This is a genomic window from Glycomyces sp. NPDC021274, from assembly GCF_040641195.1.
GTDB lineage: Bacteria > Actinomycetota > Actinomycetes > Mycobacteriales > Micromonosporaceae > Glycomyces.
Genome location: NZ_JBFADC010000008.1, coordinates 209,850 through 228,547, shown reverse-complemented (window position 1 = coordinate 228,547; position 18,698 = coordinate 209,850). Strand labels below are relative to the sequence as shown.

Sequence of the window (18,698 nt, the reverse complement as noted above, 5' to 3'; positions counted from 1 at the left end):
CGTCGTGAACCGACCCGGGCGTGAGGGCGCCGGCATCGATCACCCGGCCGCGGAGACACGACTTCACCCGAACGAGACATTTGCATGAGCTTCCAGGTCCGTTCTCGGCCTTGTTCATGCTGCAGGAGTCCGATGCGCCCGAGAGCATTCGGGCCAAATGGACGTGTGATCTGCTGCAGCTGGATTGTGCCGAGTGGGAATGCGAGGACATCGACACCGAGCGGATGCACTCCGTGCCCGCCCCGGTGCGCTGGGCGGTCGAGCAGGCAGGTCTGGTCGATTCGACCCGAGGATATCGAAGGCCGCAGGAAACGGTCTCTCCGTCCTTGCTGGAGTTCGCGGCATTTCTTCCGCTTTTTAAAGGCCCTCGCGCGGCCGAGGAGGCGATCGGCCTCCCGAGAAGACTGGCGGACGTTCCGATTCCCGTGCTCCGTGAGGCCTTCACGCTGGATCCGGCCCCTGTACGGGTCCAGGATGCGATGTTGACCCGGTTCGTCATCGAGGCCGGGTGCCTGGCATATACGGGAGAAGAGCGTCCTCCGTTGATCCCCGCCAAGGTCGGACAGGCCATCGAATTGAAGCGGCCGGACACGGTCTATGTGGCCGTGAACGAGGAGCAACGCGCGCTGCTGGCCTCCCGGCACAAGGCATATCTGAGCGCGGATCCGGTACAGGCAGTGACGTTGCTGGACGTGATCGGTTGCCGTAGCTTCGAGGAGAGCTTCAGCTTCTCGATGCAGATCGACGGTGCTCAGGGCCCGCAGCGGGTGACGGAACTGTACACCGGGCTGCGTCTGCACCTCGTCTACGAGAAGATCGCGAATGCGAGTGTGGTCAAAGCCCTGCAGATCACCAAGCGGGTCAGCACCGATGAGGGCGTTGAGAATCAGCCCTTGGACTGGCATCTCGACGGACTGACGCTCACGGTCCGAGCGGAGTACGACGAGCCGAAGATTCTCGAGATCATCAACCGGGCCTTCGGGCTCGGGCTGAACAATTTCGAGCAGCGGAAGGTGCTCCAGGACGGGCTCGACCTCCATATGGAGCAGCAAAGGGAGGCGGCCCGGGCCGTTGCCGACGACGCAGAGCGTCTCGAGGTCTTCTTCGGCGAGGACACGTTGCGGGAGAAGCTACCGAAAGGACTCTGGCAGGCGCTCGAAGCGCAAGGACTGGTCGATGCGAGGACGTCCGTTTCCGAACTCTTTCTGAAGGTGTACGGCAGCGAATCCCTAAAGGAATTGGCGGCGCAGTTCCGAGAAGAGGGCTATTCGAATGTGCCCACCGAGTGGGCGGGTCGCCCCAAGACCATTGCCTGGCTGCGGGAGATGGGCTTCGGCGCCCACTTCGCGGGCCCGCGAACGCAGACCCAGGAGGCGGAGTTCGTCGTGCCGGGGGCTGTTGAGCTCAACCCGCTCCACTCGTTCCAAAGGCGCATTGCCAAGGAACTGCGCAATGTGCTCCAGGTCAGGGACTCTGACGGTCGGCACAGGAAGGTCATGGTCGAACTTCCGACGGGTGCGGGAAAGACCCGGGTCGCGTCGCAGACCGTCCTGCAGCTGTTCGCCGACGATTATCTCGAAGGCCCGGTGCTGTGGATCGCCCAATCCGCCGAACTCTGCGAACAGGCGGTCCAGACCTTCGTCACCGTCTGGCAGGGATTGGCGGACAAGCGTCCGCTGACGATCGGGCGACTGTGGGAGGGCAATACCGTCAACGAACCCGATACCGAGTTCAGCGTCATCGTCGCCACCGACGCGATGCTCGAGCAGGTGATCAAGAAGGCCGATTACGAATGGCTGAGCCGGGCGAGCGCCGTTTTCGTAGACGAGGCGCATCGGACCGGTGGATCGAAGCGGTACACGGCCATTCTCAAGTGGCTCGGTGTGGACGGCCACGGTTGGGATCGCCCGCTCGTCGGGTTGACCGCCACCCCGTTCAAGGGGAGCGTCGATGACGGGGCGGCAACCAAGGAGCTGGCGGCCCGCTTCGGGAGAACGATCATCAGAGCATTCGACGGCGATGCCTATGAGGAGCTGGCGAAACTGGAGGTTCTCGCACGTGTCGAGCGCACCGTGCTCCCGGGCATCAAGGTCGATCTCAATCCCGAGGAGTTGCGACAGGCCACTTCGATGCGGCGACTCGAAGCGGGGGTGCTCGAGCGGATCGGACGAGACCAAGGCCGCATGCGGGCTCTCGTGGACCACATCCTCGAGCAGGACCCCACCTGGCCGATACTCGTGTTCACTCCGAACGTGCTCTCCGCGCAAGTCCTCGCGGCCATCCTGCGGTACCGGGACGTCGACGCCCAGGCGGTCAGCGGCCAGACCGGTCGGCAGGAGCGCAGGGACATCATCGAGCGATTCAGGAATCAGGAGATCCGCGTCCTCACCAACTGCGATCTATTGGTCCAGGGGTTCGACGCGCCGGGCGTTCGGGCCCTGTACATCGCCAGGCCGACCATGAGTCCCAGCGCGTACATCCAAATGGTCGGACGCGGGCTGCGAGGCCCACTCAACGGCGGCGAGAAGGAGTGCCTCATCGTCGATGTGGAGGACAACTTCGGGGCGGCCAACGATTTCCTCGGATACAAGGCTTACGAGCGATTCTGGGGTGAGCACGGATCGTGATCCTCGTACCCGACCTCGCCGACATCGAGGCGACCAGTTCCAGCGCCGCCGAACGCCGCGTCGCGCGCCTGCTGCGCTCTATCGAAGGGCCCGCCGGCGCGGTCGCGTTCCACTCCGTGAAGCTGCGCAGTCATGGGGTGAAACAACAGGGCGAAGCCGATTTCGTCGTGCTCTGGAACGATCTCGTCATCGTCATCGAGGTCAAAGGCGGCGGTGTCAGGAAGTTCGAGGGAGTTTGGTACTCCGTCGACCGCAGAGGCGACTGGAAACGGCTGCGGGAATCGCCCATGGAACAGGCGCGTTCGGCAATGTACGCGTTGCGCGCGATCATGCGTGAGGACGGCATGGGATGGTTCGCCTCCGAATCCGTCGTGATCACACCGGACATCGAAGACCCGCCCTCGAACCTCGAATGGAGTTCCATCAATTGGTGGGCCAGGGATCGTATGAGCATCTCCGGGCTGGAGCGGGCACTGCACGAGGTCGCGGCGAACGCCAGAACTCCTCCTCACGGCGTTCGTCTCGCTTCGGCTACGACGTTGCGAGCGCGACTGTTCGGTGAATTCGCATTGATGCCGGTCATCGATGCGCAACGGGGCGCGGTCATCGAGGAGCAGAACAGGGCCACCAAAGGCCAGGCCCGGGTACTGTCCTCGCTCGCTCGCAACCCGAGGATGCTCGTTTTCGGAGGAGCCGGCACCGGAAAATCGCTCGTTCTGGCGGAAGGCGCAAAACAGGAGGTGGGCGAGGGACGATCGGTCCTCATCACCTTCCGTTCCCCTTCGCTGGTCGAGTTCTTCGGACCCCGTGTGAGGGAGAGGAACATCGATCTGCTGCCGTACGCAGACCTGTCGAAGGCCCGCTCGTACGATGTCGTGTTCATCGACGAGGCTCAGGATCTCATGAACGCCGACTGCATGGACGCGCTCGACGGCGTGCTTCGAGGAGGCCGCGAACAGGGGCGGTGGCGCATGTTCCTGGACCCCAACAACCAGGCTCGAGTGGACGGAGAGTTCGATTCGGAAGTGCTCGAACTCGTCCGTCAGGATGCGGTCGAGTGCGACCTCGACCGCAACGTCCGCAATACGCGATCGATCGTCCACGTCGTGCAGGAGTACCTTCGAGCCGATGTGGGGGACCCGGGCATCGTGCACGGCGATCGAGTGGAGTGGCGTTGGTGCGCTGGGCCCGCCGATGTTCTCGCAGCCGAAGTCGTTGCGAGAGAGCTGATCGAGAACGGCGCGCGACGTGAGGCGATCTGGATCATCGACGTGTCCTCCAGTGAGCGTCCGAAGCACACCGGATCGGGTCTGACTGTCATGAGCCCGCGAGCGGCGAAAGGACTTGAGTCCGAGCATGTCATCGTCTGCGGACTTCCGAGCGAGTACGACGCCCGGGGGCTCTCCGCGTTCTACGTCGCCGTCACTCGGGCGAGGGTCACCTTGCACATCGTTGCCTCGCAGGAGGACAAGCGACGACTTCAAGCACTACTCCGAAAGCAGGTCGAGCAGTGAATCTGACCGCCGCTCAAGAGCGAACATTGCACCATCTCAGGAGGACCTATCTCGGCCCCGAGGACGACCGCGAGGTCGTGGCGCACCTTCCACACCGCAGGTATGCCGTCGGCATGTTGTTCCCGATGGCGGCCGCTCCCAAGGGCGCACGTGAGGAACCGGAGGACGCTGTGGAGGTCATGGCGGATGTCGCCGAGGGCGACCTTGAACAGGGCGACGCCGGCGTTCCGCTCGCCGAGGATTGGCAACCGTCGTCCACAGCCGTCTCGTTCGTGACCGACGGAGAAGCGGTGGACGTCGGCCTCACCTGCGGCACCTATGCCGCCGTGGTCGATGACGGTCCACCGCGATGGCGTCGGACCCCTCACACGGTGAGCACCAGAACGCTACGGCATGGAGAGGGACACGCCTATCTGGAGCTGGGCGGGACCGCCGTCGAGATCGGATCGCGGTGGCGGGACTTCAAGGGCCGGAACCTGGTCACGGTCCACGTGCGCGTGCTCGCCGAGTCCACGGGCGACGACCGACTGGACATTCCTCGAATGTTGTTCCAGGTCGGTCTGAGAGTCGCCGCTTCAGACGGCTCGCAGATCCTGGAATACGACACGGCCCGTTCGTTCATCGTTGACGATGAGGGCGCTGAGCTGAGGTTTCGATACAGGAACCGGAAGATCTACGCGGTCGGGCATGGCATGTCCGCCGATTGGCGGTTCGAAGCGGGTCGCTGCCGCGAGGTCTTTCTCGATCCGGTACCGGCGTTCGTGGTTCCGGCGATCGAGACTACGGGCTTCGAATCCGGGGCCGTCGAGAACGAGGCACTCGATCTCCGGCACCTACAACGAATCGACTCGGACCCTGAAGCAGTGATCCAATCCTTGGACGCCTTCGTGGGCGCCTTCGACCTGTGGGCTCTCGGACAGTCGAAGCGGGCCGAGGCGCTTGAGGAATCCCGGGAAGTCGCCGTCCGGATCGCCGTCCGTTCCCAGCTGGCGGCGGAGCGCATGAAGGAGGCCGTGCGTCTCCTGGGCGATCCCTCCCAGGAGGCGCTTCGCATGTCCTTCGCATTGGGCATGGCCGCAATGCGCCTACAGCTACTGCGAGCCGACCGCAACGACGGCGGCGAGGGGAGGGAGCCCAAATGGCGTCCCTTCCAACTGGGCTTCATCCTCGTCGCCTTGGCCTCCACCACGATCCCGACTCACCCCGACCGCGAATCGGTTGATCTGATCTGGTTCCCCACCGGCGGAGGAAAGACCGAGGCGTATCTCGGACTCGCTGCAATCGAGATGTTCAGACGACGGATCGACCACGGTCTGCGCGGAGCCGGGACCGCCGTCATCACGCGGTACACGTTGCGGCTGCTCACCTCCCAGCAGTTCCAACGTGCAGCCGCACTGGTCTGCGCAATGGAGATCATGCGTGCGGCCGATCCCAGGGTGAGGGGCATGGCGCCTTTCTCGATCGGGCTGTGGGTGGGGAACGACGTGACCCCCAACAGCCGAGACGGCGCACGGAAGGCCCTCGATCGTCTTTACAAGGCCGCCCGGCCGGAGGAGGCGAACCAATTCCAGATCGAAAGCTGTGTTTGGTGCCGCACGCCGTTGCTGCCCAAGCGAAGAACCGACCGACCGCAGGATTACGGCATGAAGTCGGTGGGCAAGGACATAGTGCTCCATTGCCTCGACGAGTCGTGCGAGTTCGTCGACGAACTCCCTCTCGCCGTCGTCGACGAGCAGCTGTACGAGCGCCCCCCGACGATCCTCTTGGCGACCGTGGACAAGTTCGCTCGTCTCCAGTTCAAACCCGAAGCGGGCAGGCTGCTCGGCATCGACGGGCGTTGCGAGCCGCCGACGCTCGTGATCCAGGATGAGATGCACCTGCTCTCGGGTCCGCTCGGCACCACCGTGGCAGTGTTCGACGCCGTCGTTCAACAGCTCTTGAGCCGCTCGGGACCGGGGCCGAAGATCATCGCATCGACCGCGACCATTCGTGCCTCCGAAGAACAGGTGCAAGGACTCTACGGCCGGGAGGTCGCGCTCTACCCGCCTCCCGGATTGGACGATGACCGCACGTTCTTCTCGCGGCCGGTCGAATCCGGTGAAGGTCGTTTGTACGTCGGCCTCATGCCGCAGTCCATTTCGCAGCCTTCCGCGGTGATCGCCGCGGTCACGCCGATGCTCGAGATTCCGGAGGCGGCCGGAGCGCTCGTCCCACGAGACGCGTACTGGACCTTGGTGATGTACCACAACAGCCTTCGTGAACTCGGCCGTTCGGGGACGTTGATCGTGGACGACGTCAACGGTCGGCTCGAATCTCGGGCCGACCGGTTGGAACTTCCGCTGCGATCGGTCCGAGCGGAAAGGCTCTTGGAGCTGACGAGCCGCAGGGGGCCGGAAGAACTCCCACAGGACCTGCGGGCACTGAGCGTTTCGATCGATGACCCGAACGCGCCGAACGCGGCGGTCGACGTGGTGCTGTCGTCGAACATGTTGTCGGTGGGGATCGACGTTCCTCGCCTCGCGCTGATGCTGATGGTCGGCCAGCCGAAGACCACTTCGGAGTACATCCAGGCGACCAGTCGTGTCGGACGCGGTGAGACGAAAGGCGTCATCGTGACGCTCTTCAGATCGGCCCGAGCCCGAGATCGCTCGCATTTCGAGACGTTTCGCGGGTACCACGAGGCGCTCTATCGAAGTGTGGAGCCCACGAGCGTGACGCCCTGGTCATTGTCGTCCCGCGCCCGGTCGCTCGCCGGTGCGCTGGTGGCCCTGATCCGGCATTCCTTTTCCGATCTGGCCGATAACGACGGCGCAGGACGGTTCGATCTCGACGATGCCGGTACCGCCGAGGCGGTGAAGGGCGTTGTGGACCAATTCCTCCAACGAGTGCGGCATTCGGACGCCATGGAGGTCGAGGAGACTCGCTTTCAGGTCGAAGCGTTGTTGAACGATTGGCACCGCCGAGCTGCGAAAGCGCGCGAATCAGGGCAGCACTTCCGCTACGAGCGAGTGAAGCAGGAACAGATTGCACTGCTCAAGCGATTCGATCAGCCGGGCGAGGGTTGGACGGTCGCGGACTCGATGCGATCCGTCGATCCTAACGTGTCCGTCGAAGTCCAAGAGCCTTTGGAAGAGGTGATCCGTGGAAAAGATCAAGCATGACCTCCGCCTGCCCGAGACGATTTCACCGTTCGGCGTCGGTGCGATCGTCGATGTCCGCGGCGAGTCCCTGATTGCGGCGGACACTTCCTGGTGGGACGAGAAGTACGCCATGAAGATATCCTGTGAACGGCTCCTCGCCAGGTTGGGTTCGGGTACTCTGCGGCAGCCACCAGTCCATTCCGGAAGGGCGGGCAAGGACACGCCGACGCTACTGTACTGGCGCTTTCCGGCCTGGCGGTTCTGTGAACGGTGCGATCATCTCTCGAAGTTGACCGGTAAGAAAAAGGGGAAGTGGTCCAACTCCTGCGATTGCGGCGGATTGCTTGTCCCGATGCGGTATGTGGCGGTCTGCGAGAAAGGCAGCCACATTCAGGACGTCAATTGGTTCAAATGGGCGCATAGAGGCCGAGAAGCCGCCGGCAACGAGGAGATTCGATTCTGCCGGGCGTACGACTCGCTCAGATTCGAACGTCACGCCGCACGCGGTGAGGGCCTCACCTCGCTGGTGGTCAAGTGCTACAAGTGCAAGACGACTCGGACTTTCGCCGAACTCGTGACGAAGGGCGGCTTGAAGCGCGACGGTCTGCGCTGTGACGGACGCCAGCCTTGGCAGCCCCGAACGTCCACGAAGCAGCCCTGCGAACATGAGCTGATCGCCGTACAACGGGGTGCCACCGGTAACTACATCGCCGAGCGGATATCGGCGCTGGACATACCCGATGAGCCGCCACCGTCGCTAGAACTCGCGGATCGAATTCGCGAACATCCGTACTTCGACACGGTCAAAGGCGACAATGGAGGGCCACTCGCGGAGATGGCGGCGGGCCGGATCGCCGAGGAACTCGATGTCCCCGCGGCAACGGTCCTGGAGCTCGCCGCAGTAGGGGAAACCGAACAGGGACAGGTACTGCTCGACCTCAAGGACGGTGAGTGGGCGGCGTTTCTGAGAAAGCTCTCGGAAGGGCGTGATCGGTCCGGAAGCAATTTCGTCGTGGACGGTCGGGCAATGGCCGGTGAGGTGGGACCGAAGGCGCTGCTCAGCGCCGTCAGCGGCATCGGACAGGTCCGGCGTGTCCGCGAGGTCCGCGCGCTCCGTGGCTTTCGGCGCTTCGACGCCGACGCGGCAATGATCGGAGTCGATCTGGGCCCCAACCGGAGGACTCGACCTGTATTCCCGGCCATCGAACTCTTCGGCGAGGGGATCTTTCTGCGATTCGATGAGACTCGACTCGCCGAGTGGGAGGCGCTGGCGGCCGTGCAGGCCCGCGCCGTGACCTTGAAGTCGCGCTGGGAGGATTCCCTCTTGCGAGAACGGCTCGATGTCCCCGAACCTCGTTTCATCGCGCTGCACACTATCGCCCACCTGCTCATTCGACGGCTCGCCTTCGAGAGCGGTTATGCCTCCGCCGCACTGCAGGAGCGGATCTACGCCAATTCCGATCGAGCGGACAAGACCGCGGGGATTCTGATCTTCACCGCCGCCGGAGATGCGCAGGGGACTCTCGGTGGACTCGTGAGACTCGGGGAACCCGGTAGGCTGGTCCCGCTCTTGATCTCGGCGCTGGAGGACGCGGACTTCTGTTCGAACGATCCGGTATGCATTGAAAGCGACAATCAAGGTTCGTCCCAGCTGAATCTCTCCGCCTGCCACGGGTGCTGCCTGATCAGCGAGACCTCCTGCGAAACCGGCAATCGGATGCTCGACCGACAGCTGGTGCTCGGCGGCAGTGAAGTCCCGGGCCTGCTCGACGACGTACTGAGGGAGATCCGGGGTACGGGATGAGTTCAGGTCTCCTCTCGCCGGACGCCGGAGAGCACATGCGGATGCCTGATCCATACGTGGTACAGCAGGGATCGCCTCCATGCACGGCTTCCCGGCCGGACCGCTAGGCTGCAGGGATCCCTCGACGCGCTCTTCCACTGCCCCAAAGAAGTCGATATCATGGGAACACTCGTTCGATTGATGATCGCGGTCGACCGCGACCCTCGTATCCCGGAAGGTGGTGCCAACGACCCTTGGTCGCATTCGACGCAGATCTTGCCGCTGCAGGCGGAATCTTGAAGGTCATCGATCTTTTCGCCGGCTGCGGCGGTCTTTCCCAGGGCTTTCGCCAGTCCGGCCATTTCGAGCCGGTGGCCGCAGTGGAGAAGGACCTCCAGGCGGCGGCGACGTACGCCGCGAACTTCGGTGCGGAACACGTGCACCACGGAGACATCGCCGATTGGCTGGATGGACCGATCCCGGATGCGGATGTCGTAGTGGGCGGTCCGCCATGTCAAGGATTCTCGAATCTGGGAGCCAAACGGGAGGATGACGAGCGGAACGAGCTGTGGAATCGTTACGTCGAAACACTCACCCGGGTCGAGCCGAAGGTCTTTCTGCTGGAGAACGTCGACCGATTCAGGAAATCCCGTCAGTTCGAGGCCTTCCTTTCCGAGTTGGAGCCGGGTGGACGGCTGGAGAATTATCGGGTCGCCTTCGATGTGCTGAAAGCGACGGACTACGGTGCTCCTCAATTGCGGAGGCGAGTCATCGTCATCGGAACCCGGAAGGACATTCCGAAGCTCGAATTGCCAGAGCCGACGGTTTCCGAGAACGATTGGATGCGAGTCAAGGAAGCGCTCAGCGGTATCGATGAGATGATTCCGCCGGAACGGATCGATTTGCCTGCATCCCGCGAGTTCAAAGTATTCGGGGTATCGGTTCCGGGGCCATATGCCGCCGACGAGCTTCACGTCACTCGAAATTACTCGGATCTCTCTAAGGAGCGATTCAGTTGGATTCCTCGAGGCGGCAATCGATTCGATCTTCCCGAAGAACTCAAAGCCCCCTGTTGGAAGAAACACTCCACCGGCGCCGGTGATGTCATGGGTCGATTGCGTTGGGAAGGTCCTTCGGTCACTATTCGAACCGAATTCTTCAAACCCGAGAAGGGGCGGTACCTGCATCCCACCGAAGACCGTGCGATCAGTCATCATGAGGCGGCCCGACTCCAGGGTTTCCCCGATTATTTCCAGTGGTGCGGATCGAAGACGGAGATCGCGAGGCAGATCGGCAATGCTGTCCCTGTGCAGCTCGCAGAGTCGTTGGCAGTCCATATCCATTCCCATCTGCGGGCGACCGGGAACCTCACGGAGCCGAGCCCGGAAATCGATTTCGTCGAGGACTGAAGCCATGGTTGTGAAGCGACCTGATCGGGCATCCAGTGAGGGCGTGCGCAAGAGCATGCAGTCGAACAGATCGTGCGATACCAAACCCGAGCTGGCGCTGCGGCGCATACTTCATGCCGAAGGACTGCGATATCGAGTCGCGACGCGCCCTCTGTTGAATTTCCGGCGTACCGCCGATCTCGTATTCACCCGGGTGAAACTGGCAGTCTTTGTCGATGGCTGTTTCTGGCACGGTTGCCCGGACCATCACACCATTGCGAGAACGAACGCTGAATATTGGAGTGAGAAGGTACGTCGAAATCGAGAGCGAGATGCGGAGACAACGGAAGTTCTGCAAGCCGCCGGATGGACCGTCATCCGAGTTTGGGAACATGAAAGTGTGACCGATGCCGCGCTTCAGGTCAAGCGTGTCTACCTGGAGCTCAGTGGAGCGACACAAACAGAACCGGACATGAAGAACCTGCGATAGCGGTGGTGGGAGCGCCCGCCGCTTCCTCGACCGTTCATCGAGTTGTACGAGGGGTCGTGCTGGGCCGTTCTTCCCCCCGTCATCGCCGCCATGATCGGCATCTCATCGGCGACACCTGCGCCGGCTGGCTCGACGTGCCGAGCTCCAATTTAGACGCGACACGAAGGTTGCGCCGTCGCTGCTGCGGGCGGTGGAGTCGGTCGAGGAGCGCTCGCCCTCAGGGGCGTGGGGCACCGATCGGCGGCCACCTGGCCGGCGTTTCAGCTCAGTTGTCTCTCAGCGGGTCGTGCATTACGCCATCCCGTAGGACCTGTAGCAGGACTCCGGCGTCGGGACCCGAAGCGGGCGCTGAACGCCGCCGCGGACGATCGTGGAGCCCTGAGGTCAGGCCCGGGCCAGGACTTCACCGTGGGGGAGCATCAGCCAGCTTTCCGGGTTTGCTCCCCAGGCTTTCCATGCGTCCGAGATTGCTTGCAGCTCTTCCTGGGTGGCGTGTCCGCCCCCTATGGCCTGCTTGGCGAAGTCGGAGTGCAGTGCACGGTCGGCCCAGAGGCCGCCCCACCAATCGCGTTCCTGCTCGTTGCTGAAGGTCCAGGTTGTGGAGGTCGCCTTGACGGAGTGCTCATCGAATCCGGCTCGCAGTGCCCAGGCCTTCAACATGCGGCCCGCGTTCGGCTCTCCGCCGCCTGCCTCGGCGACCTCCTCATACAGGTCGAGCCACTTGCTCAGGCCCTCTGATGCCGGGAACCAGGTGAAGGCCCGGTAGTCGCTGTCGCGCACCGCGACCACGCCTCCCGGCTTGGCCACTCGCCGCATTTCTTTCAGCGCCTGGACCGGATCGCCCACATGTTGCAGGACCTGGTGGGCATGCACCACATCGAAAGTGGCGTCGGCGTACTGCAGGTCGTGGACGTCGGCGACTCCGAAGGTCATGTTCGCGAGGCCCCGGGACTCGGCCTCCTTCGCGGCCTGCTCCACGATGGCCGGTGCGTGGTCGACCGCAGTGACATGCCCGTTCGGGACGAGCGCGGCGAAGTCGGCTGAGATTGTGCCTGGGCCGCAGCCGATGTCGAGGATCTTGCTGTCCGATCGCAGCTCGGGCAGCAGGTATGCCGCCGAGTTCTCTGCCGTTCGCCAAGCGTGGGAACGCAGTACGGATTCGTGGTGACCGTGGATGTAGGTCGCAGTCTCTTTCGCCATGCGGTGAGCTTATCGAGATATGTTTAACATGTGGGAGCAACTTCCTGAATAATGGGAGGGCTGCGGACTTGATCAGGTCGCAAATGTCGTAAAACTGACAAGCGACACGTGTTCGCAGTTCCCGCGCGCGGTTCGATTGCCCTTTAGCGTGAATCCATGAGGAACATGCCACTTGAGCGCGCTGAAGCCCACGCGGCGGGTCGCGAAACGGTCCGCGTCGAGACCCGGGCGAGGCTGGTGAGGGCGGTGCTGGCGTTCCTCGACGGCAACGGCGTGCGGCTCAGCGACGAGGAGCGGGCACGCTTCGCCTCGTGCACCGACGATGCGCTCATCGAGTCGTGGCTGTTCAGGGCCCCGTTCGTATCGAGCGCCTCGGAGCTGTTCACCGCGGAGTGATCACCAGCCGCGACGCTGCGCGAGCCAGTCGGCCGCCGCGAGTCCCGCCCAGCGCATGTGGGTCTTGATCGCGGGGGAGACGAGCCGTTCGGGGGCGGTAGGCCAGCCGTAGAGCAGCGCACCGGTGATCGCGGCCAACGTCGTGTCGAGTTCGTCGCTCGTGACGCCGTCGGCGGTCGGTTGCGACCAGAAGCGCTGTTCCGCGTCGTGACCGTCGCCGTGCGCGACGATCAGCACGTTCACCGTGTCCACCCATGGCGGCACGTACCGGGGCTTGGACCAGTCGCAGATCCAGGCCCAGCCCTCGCCGAGGACGAAGTTGTCGGGCCGCAGATCGCCGTGGGTCACCTGGTCGGTGGCGAAGACGCGGTCGATGCCGGTTTCGAGCGCCGCCAGCTCGGTCCATCGCCCGTCGAGTCTCGGCGGCAGCGGGATCGGCGAGGCACTGCCGTTGGCGACGTTCTGGAAGAAGCTGAGGTTCTCGGCGGTCTTGGGGCGGATGCCGCACGCGAGGAGGTCCGGCGGCGGTGGATTGAGCGCCCTTGCGGCCGTCGCCCAGGCGTCCAGCATGAGGTCGAGCGTCTCGGGGCGCATGGGGAGCGTCAGGGGTTCGCCTTGGAGCGCTTCGTATCCGGCGACGGTCCAGTCGTCGATGTCGGCGTGGAATCGAACGGCCGGGGCGCTGATCTGTGGCGGGAGCGCGGCGGTGACGCGGGCTTCGGCGCGGTAGAGGCCGTGGAGCTCAGCAGGGTGCGGCCCGGCGGCTTTCACGAAGAGCTCGGCACCCGAGGCGGCCCTGAGACGGCCCGCGAAGCCGGAGGTGAAACCGCCGCCCGCGATGGCGACAGAGACTGGTTCGCCGCCCAGCGCGGCGGCGATGCGTGCGCGCACGGACGCGGGCAGTGTCGAGTACGCGGGCCGGATCGCGGTGGCGGCGTAGTCGAGTGGCCTGCCGAAGTTCGTCGGCTGGTCGGGGCCGGTCATGTCCAGCCGCGTCGCTGGGCGAGCCAGTCGGCGGCGGCGTTGCCGCTCCAGCGCTGGTGGGCGCGGATGTACGGGGAGACGCCGGGGATCGGGGGATCGTCCGCCTGGCTGAGGTAGTAGCCGATGATCGAGGCGAGCGCTGTGTCGAGCTGGTCGGCGGTGACGCCCGCGGCGGTCGGGTGGGCCCAGAAGAGCGCGTCGGCGTCGTGGCCGTCGCCATGGGCCGCAATGAGGAGGCACGCGGTGTCGAACCAGGTCGAGTGGACCTCGACCCAGTTCCAGTCGCAGATCCAGGCCTGGTCGGCGCCGACGATCATGTTGTCCGGGCGCAGGTCGAAGTGCATGACCGAGTCGGCGGTGAGAGCCTCGTCGATGCCCTGTTCGAGCTGCGCGAGTTCGCTGATGCGCCCTTCGAGGACGGGCGGGATCGCGAACGGCTCGATGCCGCCCGAGTCGATGAAGGCGAACTGGCGCAGGTGGTGGTCGACGGGCCGGGCGCTGACACCGAGGTCGAGCAGCGCCTGCGGGGCCGGGGTGAGGGCGGCGGCTGCGGCGGCCCAGGCGTCGAGCATGAGGTCGAGGTCGCGCGGGCTCATGGGGAGGGTCGGGGCGCGGCCCTCGACGGCTTCGAAGCCGAGGACGGTCCAATCCTCGAAGTCGGCGGCGAACTCGAGGCGCGGGGCCGGAACGCCTTGGGGGAGTGCGGTGTTGATGAGCGCTTCACGGCGGCAGACGTCGAGCGCCCAGGAGTTGTCGGGGCCGGCGGCCTTGACGAAGAGCTCGGCGCCGGATTCGGCGCGGATGCGGGCGGCAAAGGCACTGCTGAAGCCGCCGCCGGCCATGCGGATATCGGCGGGCTTGCCGCCGAGCTCGGCGATGATGCGCTCCTGGACGTACGCGGGGAGCGTCGACCAGTCGCTGCGGACGGCGGTGGCGTCGTAGGGGACCGTGGGTCCGAATCGGGACATGGGGATGAGTGTGGACCGGCTTCGGCGGTGTCGCAACGGGATTAGCGGGGGATGGGGCGATTCCGGCGTCAGCCTTCAAAACGGGCATCGGGAGGGCCCCCGCTTTCAAGCGTCCCATGGGGGTGCGACAACGGGCGTGTGCCGGGTTCGCGGTCGGGACGCGAGGACCCTCGCTGCCGTGGTGGGGACGGCGGCGAGGGCCGGCTCTCATTCTATGCGTTCGCGAGCAAGGAGGGAATCACCACCGGCAGTACATAGCAGCCGATGTCGCCGACGGCGCTGTAGGTGAGGGCCCAGTCGGCGGTCTTCGCGTCGCGGCACAGCACCACGAAGACCACCATGCAGCTCATCGCGCGCTGCGCGTCCGTCATGAACCGCAGCCACGACTCGGCCTGGGCGGGGTCGGGTTGGAGCACGGCGTCGAACAGGAGGGCGACGACCCGTTCCTCGCCTTTCGAGTACGCCGCGGCGACGCAGACGCGGAGTCTGTTGGGCTGTTCGGGCAGTGTGATGGTCCTGCGGGAGACAGTGATGGCGTCGTAGTCGGGAAGGTCGGGGCCGTCAGTCCAGTTGTACAGCTCGGTCGCGAATTCGGGGCGGGTCTCCATCAACATGGCGAGGAGTTCGTTGTACTCGATCGACATTCGAGTTCCTAACTTCCGCGTGGGGTCACAAAAGGTGGGTTGTAGGAACAACGAGGACACGCTTTGCCGGTTACGGGTAGGTGCCGCGACTTGTGGAGACCGCCTGCAGCTGCAGGACTGTGGCAATTGCACACAGAAGGGGCGCGGCGGGATCATCCCGCCGCGCCCCTTCCGGTGTCGTTACCGGCCTTACAGACCCAGCTGGTGTTCGAAGTTGCCCTCTTCGATGCGCTTAGTGACCGCTTCGAGGTAGCGGGCGGCGTCGGCGCCGTCGATGAGGCGGTGGTCGTAGCTCAGCGTCAGGTGCATGACCGAACGCACCGCGATGACCTCGCCCAGTTCAGGGTCGTTGATCACGCGGGGACGCTTGACGATCGCGGCGGTGCCGAGGATCGCGGACTGTCCGAGCGGGACGATCGGCGTGTCGAACAGCGCGCCCACCGAACCGGTGTTGGTGATGGTGAAGGTGGCGCCGAACAGATCGTCGGGTGCCAGGCCGCCGTCGCGGGCCTTCTTGGCGATCTCGGCGATCCGCTTGGCCAGGCCCGGGATGTTCAGGTCGCCGGCGTTCTTGACGACCGGGACGATGAGGCCCTTCGGCGTGTCCACCGCGAAGCCCACGTGCTCGGCGTCCGGGTAGTTGATCGTCTTCTCCTCCATGTTCATGGAGGCGTTGACGATCGGGTACTGCTGGAGCGCCTCGATCGCGGCGATCGAGAAGAACGGCAGGAAGGAGAGCTTCACGCCGTGGCGGGCGAGGAACTCGTCCTTCTTGGCCGCGCGCAGCTTCGCCACCTTAGTGACGTCCACTTCGCGCACCGTCGTCAGCTGCGCCGTGGACTGCATCGAGTTCAGCAGCGCCTTGGCGGCGGCCTGACGCAGGCGGCTCATCTTCTCGGTGCGGCCGCGCAGCGGGCTGACCTCGGCCGGAGCCGCAGCAGCCTTGGCGGGAGCCGGAGCGGAAGCGGCGGCGACCGGAGCCGGCTCCGGTGCCCGCTTCGCGTCGATGGCGGCCTGGACGTCCTCCTTGCGGATGCGTCCGCCCACACCGGAACCGGTGACCTCGGAGAGGTCCACGCCGTTCTCGGAGGCGAGCTTGCGCACCAGCGGCGTCACGTACGAGCCCGAGGGCTTGGACGCGGCGGGAGCCGGCGCTGCGGCAGGTGCCGCAGCGGGCGCAGGAGCGGTCTCCGGCGCGGCCGGCGCCGGCTTGGTCGGCGTGCTTTCCGCCTGCGCAGACTCTGCCAATTGACGGCTCGCAAGCGTCGCCGAAGCCGTCTCCGGCTCAGGCTCGGACTTCACGGCCGGAGTCGGCTGAGCGGCCGGCGTCGGCTGGGCGGCCGGGGCGGCGGGCGCAGCGGAACCGGAGCCGATGATCGCGAGCACGGAACCGACCTCGGTGGTCTCGTCCTCGGCGACCCGGATCTCCAGGAGCGTCCCCGCGGCGGGGGACGGGATCTCCGTGTCGACCTTGTCGGTCGAGATCTCCAGCAGCGGCTCGTCGACCTCGACGGTGTCGCCCACGGCCTTGAGCCAGGACGTCACCGTGCCTTCGGTGACCGATTCGCCCAGCTCGGGGAGCAGGACCTCGGTCCCCTCGGCCGCGCCGCTCGAAGCGGGGGCCTCGGCGGCGGGCGCCTCGGCGGGCTTGGACTCCTGCGCGGCCGGAGCCTGCTCAGGCTCGGGCTCGGGCAGCGGCTCCTGGGCCGGAGCCGGGGAGGCCGGAGCGTCCCCGGCGGCCTCGGACGGGTCGCCGATGATCGCCAGCTCGCCGCCGACCTCGACGTCCGTGTCCTCGGGAACCACGATCTTCAGCAGCACACCCGCGACCGGCGAAGGAACCTCGGTGTCGACCTTGTCGGTCGAGACCTCAAGGAGCGGCTCGTCGACCTCGACGGTGTCGCCTTCCTTCTTGAGCCACTGGGTGACTGTCCCCTCGGTGACCGACTCACCGAGAGCGGGCATCGTTACCGATGTCGGCATCGTTCGTTCAACTCCTGCGGTTGTGGATTAGTCGTGGACGTGCAGCGGCTTGCCGGCCAGCAGCATCGCCGCTTCGCCGATCGCCTCGTTCTGGGTGGGGTGCATGTGGATCAGCTTCGCCACGTCGTCGGCGTAAGCCTCCCAGTTGAAGATCAGCTCGGCTTCGCCGACCTGCTCGGAGATGCGCGAACCGACCATGTGGACACCGACGATCGGGCCGCCCTCGACCGACACGAGCTTGATGAAGCCCTGGGTCTTGAGAATGATCGACTTGCCGTTGCCGGCGAGGTTGAAGGACACCGACTTGATCTTGTCGGCGCCGTACTTCTCCTTCGCCTTGTCCTCGTTGAGGCCCACCGAGGCCACTTCGGGCTCGGTGAAGGTCACGCGGGGGATGCCGGCCTCGTCGATCGGGGTCGGGTTCAGGCCCGCGATGTGCTCGGCCACGAAGATGCCCTGCGCGAAACCGCGGTGCGCGAGCTGGATGCCGGGGACGATGTCGCCGACGGCGTACACGTTCGGCAGGTTGGTCAGGAGGTTCTCGTCGACCAGGACGAAGCCCCGGTCCATGTTGACGCCCTGCTCCTCGTAGCCGCAGTTCGCGGTGGAGGGGCCGCGGCCGACCGCGACGAGCACGATGTCGCCCTCGACGACGGTGCCGCCCTGGATCGTGACCTGCACGCCCGAGGCGGTCTTCTCCACCTTCTCGAAGAACTTGCCGGTGTGGAACTTGATGCCGCGCTTGCGGAACGCGCGCTCCAGCTGCTTCGACGAGTCGGCGTCCTCGGCCGCGATGAGGCGGGGGAGGCCTTCGATGATCTCGACCTCGACGCCCAGGGACTTCCAGGCGGAGGCGAACTCGACGCCGATGACGCCGCCGCCGATGACGATGGCCTTGTTCGGCAGCTCGGTGAGCTCGAGCGCGTGCTCGGAGGCGATGATCTTCTCGCCGTCGATCTCAAGCCCGGGGAGGGTCTTGGAGTACGAGCCGGTGGCGAGGATGATGTTGCGGCCGGTGACCCGCTGGCCGTTGTCGATCTCGACCGTGTTCGGGCCGACGAGCTTGCCGGTGCCGTTGATGAACTCGACCTTGTGGGCCTTGACCAGGCCCTGGAGGCCCTTGTACAGGCGGGCGACGACGTCGTCCTTGTACTTCTTGACGGCGCCCATGTCGACGCCCTTGAACTCCGCCAGGATGCCGAACTGGTCGGATTCGCGGGTCGTGTCGGCGACCTCGCCGGCGTGGAGCAGCGCCTTGGTGGGGATGCAGCCGCGGTGCAGACAGGTGCCGCCGACCTTGTCCTTTTCGATCAGGGCCACCGACAGGCCCAGCTCAGCCGCCCGGAAGGCGGAGGCGTAGCCGCCGCTGCCGCCGCCCAGGATGACGACGTCGTATCCTGCGTTCGGGTCGCTCATTGCTCTCCCCACTTAAGATGCGTTAGGTTCGGAGCCCATCCTTCCACCGGCGGCGACTCGTGATCGGCCAGACCCTGTGGTTGGAGTGTGCAACACCATTCAACCGCTTGCTGCGAGCATTCGGAAAGTCCCGTTCATGTGCGGCTGGACACAGGTGTCCTAGGG

General features: G+C 65.1%; 13 protein-coding genes. 7 read left to right on the top strand and 6 right to left on the bottom strand.

The window, feature by feature from the left end:
* Positions 1-116 precede the first annotated feature (116 nt).
* The 6 genes from AB0I03_RS18875 (at position 117) to AB0I03_RS18850 (ending at position 10,942) form a co-directional block, all read left to right on the top strand.
* Complete coding sequence (locus AB0I03_RS18875; protein WP_360414465.1) at positions 117-2,627, top strand: DEAD/DEAH box helicase family protein; 2,511 nt, start codon at positions 117-119, stop codon at positions 2,625-2,627.
* Complete coding sequence (locus tag AB0I03_RS18870) at positions 2,624-4,141, top strand: NERD domain-containing protein (protein ID WP_360414462.1); 1,518 nt, start codon at positions 2,624-2,626, stop codon at positions 4,139-4,141. The genes AB0I03_RS18875 and AB0I03_RS18870 overlap by 4 nt, the downstream gene beginning before the upstream one ends.
* Positions 4,138-7,302 (top strand): helicase-related protein, encoded by a 3,165-nt coding sequence (locus AB0I03_RS18865; RefSeq protein WP_360414459.1) that lies wholly within the window; start codon positions 4,138-4,140, stop codon positions 7,300-7,302. The genes AB0I03_RS18870 and AB0I03_RS18865 overlap by 4 nt, the downstream gene beginning before the upstream one ends.
* Complete coding sequence (locus tag AB0I03_RS18860; RefSeq protein WP_360414457.1) at positions 7,283-9,085, top strand: DUF1998 domain-containing protein; 1,803 nt, start codon at positions 7,283-7,285, stop codon at positions 9,083-9,085. The genes AB0I03_RS18865 and AB0I03_RS18860 overlap by 20 nt, the downstream gene beginning before the upstream one ends.
* Before the next feature lie 233 nt (positions 9,086-9,318).
* Complete coding sequence (locus AB0I03_RS18855; RefSeq protein ID WP_360414454.1) at positions 9,319-10,473, top strand: DNA cytosine methyltransferase; 1,155 nt, start codon at positions 9,319-9,321, stop codon at positions 10,471-10,473.
* Positions 10,474-10,477: 4 nt separating this feature from the next.
* Positions 10,478-10,942 carry a very short patch repair endonuclease gene (locus AB0I03_RS18850; protein WP_360414451.1) on the top strand — a complete coding sequence of 155 codons (465 nt, stop codon included), beginning with the start codon at positions 10,478-10,480 and terminating at the stop codon, positions 10,940-10,942.
* Positions 10,943-11,326: 384 nt separating this feature from the next.
* Here AB0I03_RS18850 and AB0I03_RS18845 read toward each other — a convergent pair whose 3' ends face one another.
* Positions 11,327-12,142 carry a methyltransferase domain-containing protein gene (locus tag AB0I03_RS18845; protein WP_360414448.1) on the bottom strand — a complete coding sequence of 272 codons (816 nt, stop codon included), beginning with the start codon at positions 12,140-12,142 and terminating at the stop codon, positions 11,327-11,329.
* Positions 12,143-12,298: 156 nt separating this feature from the next.
* Between AB0I03_RS18845 and AB0I03_RS18840 the strand changes: the two genes are divergently transcribed.
* Positions 12,299-12,538 (top strand): hypothetical protein, encoded by a 240-nt coding sequence (locus AB0I03_RS18840; protein WP_360414445.1) that lies wholly within the window; start codon positions 12,299-12,301, stop codon positions 12,536-12,538.
* On the opposite strand, the gene AB0I03_RS18835 is transcribed toward AB0I03_RS18840, so the two are convergent.
* From AB0I03_RS18835 to lpdA, 5 genes are all read right to left on the bottom strand, one after another.
* Positions 12,539-13,522, bottom strand: a complete 984-nt coding sequence (locus tag AB0I03_RS18835) for a phosphotransferase (RefSeq protein ID WP_360414442.1) — start codon at positions 13,520-13,522, stop codon at positions 12,539-12,541.
* Positions 13,519-14,490, bottom strand: a complete 972-nt coding sequence (locus tag AB0I03_RS18830; RefSeq protein WP_360414439.1) for an aminoglycoside phosphotransferase — start codon at positions 14,488-14,490, stop codon at positions 13,519-13,521. The genes AB0I03_RS18835 and AB0I03_RS18830 overlap by 4 nt, the downstream gene beginning before the upstream one ends.
* Before the next feature lie 212 nt (positions 14,491-14,702).
* Entirely contained in the window at positions 14,703-15,134 is a 432-nt protein-coding gene (locus AB0I03_RS18825) for a hypothetical protein (RefSeq protein ID WP_360414436.1), read from the bottom strand.
* A 189-nt stretch (positions 15,135-15,323) separates the two neighbouring features.
* Entirely contained in the window at positions 15,324-17,117 is a 1,794-nt protein-coding gene (sucB, locus tag AB0I03_RS18820; protein WP_360414433.1) for a 2-oxoglutarate dehydrogenase, E2 component, dihydrolipoamide succinyltransferase, read from the bottom strand.
* A 27-nt stretch (positions 17,118-17,144) separates the two neighbouring features.
* Positions 17,145-18,533 carry a dihydrolipoyl dehydrogenase gene (gene lpdA / locus AB0I03_RS18815; protein WP_360414430.1) on the bottom strand — a complete coding sequence of 463 codons (1,389 nt, stop codon included), beginning with the start codon at positions 18,531-18,533 and terminating at the stop codon, positions 17,145-17,147.
* Positions 18,534-18,698 lie beyond the last annotated feature (165 nt).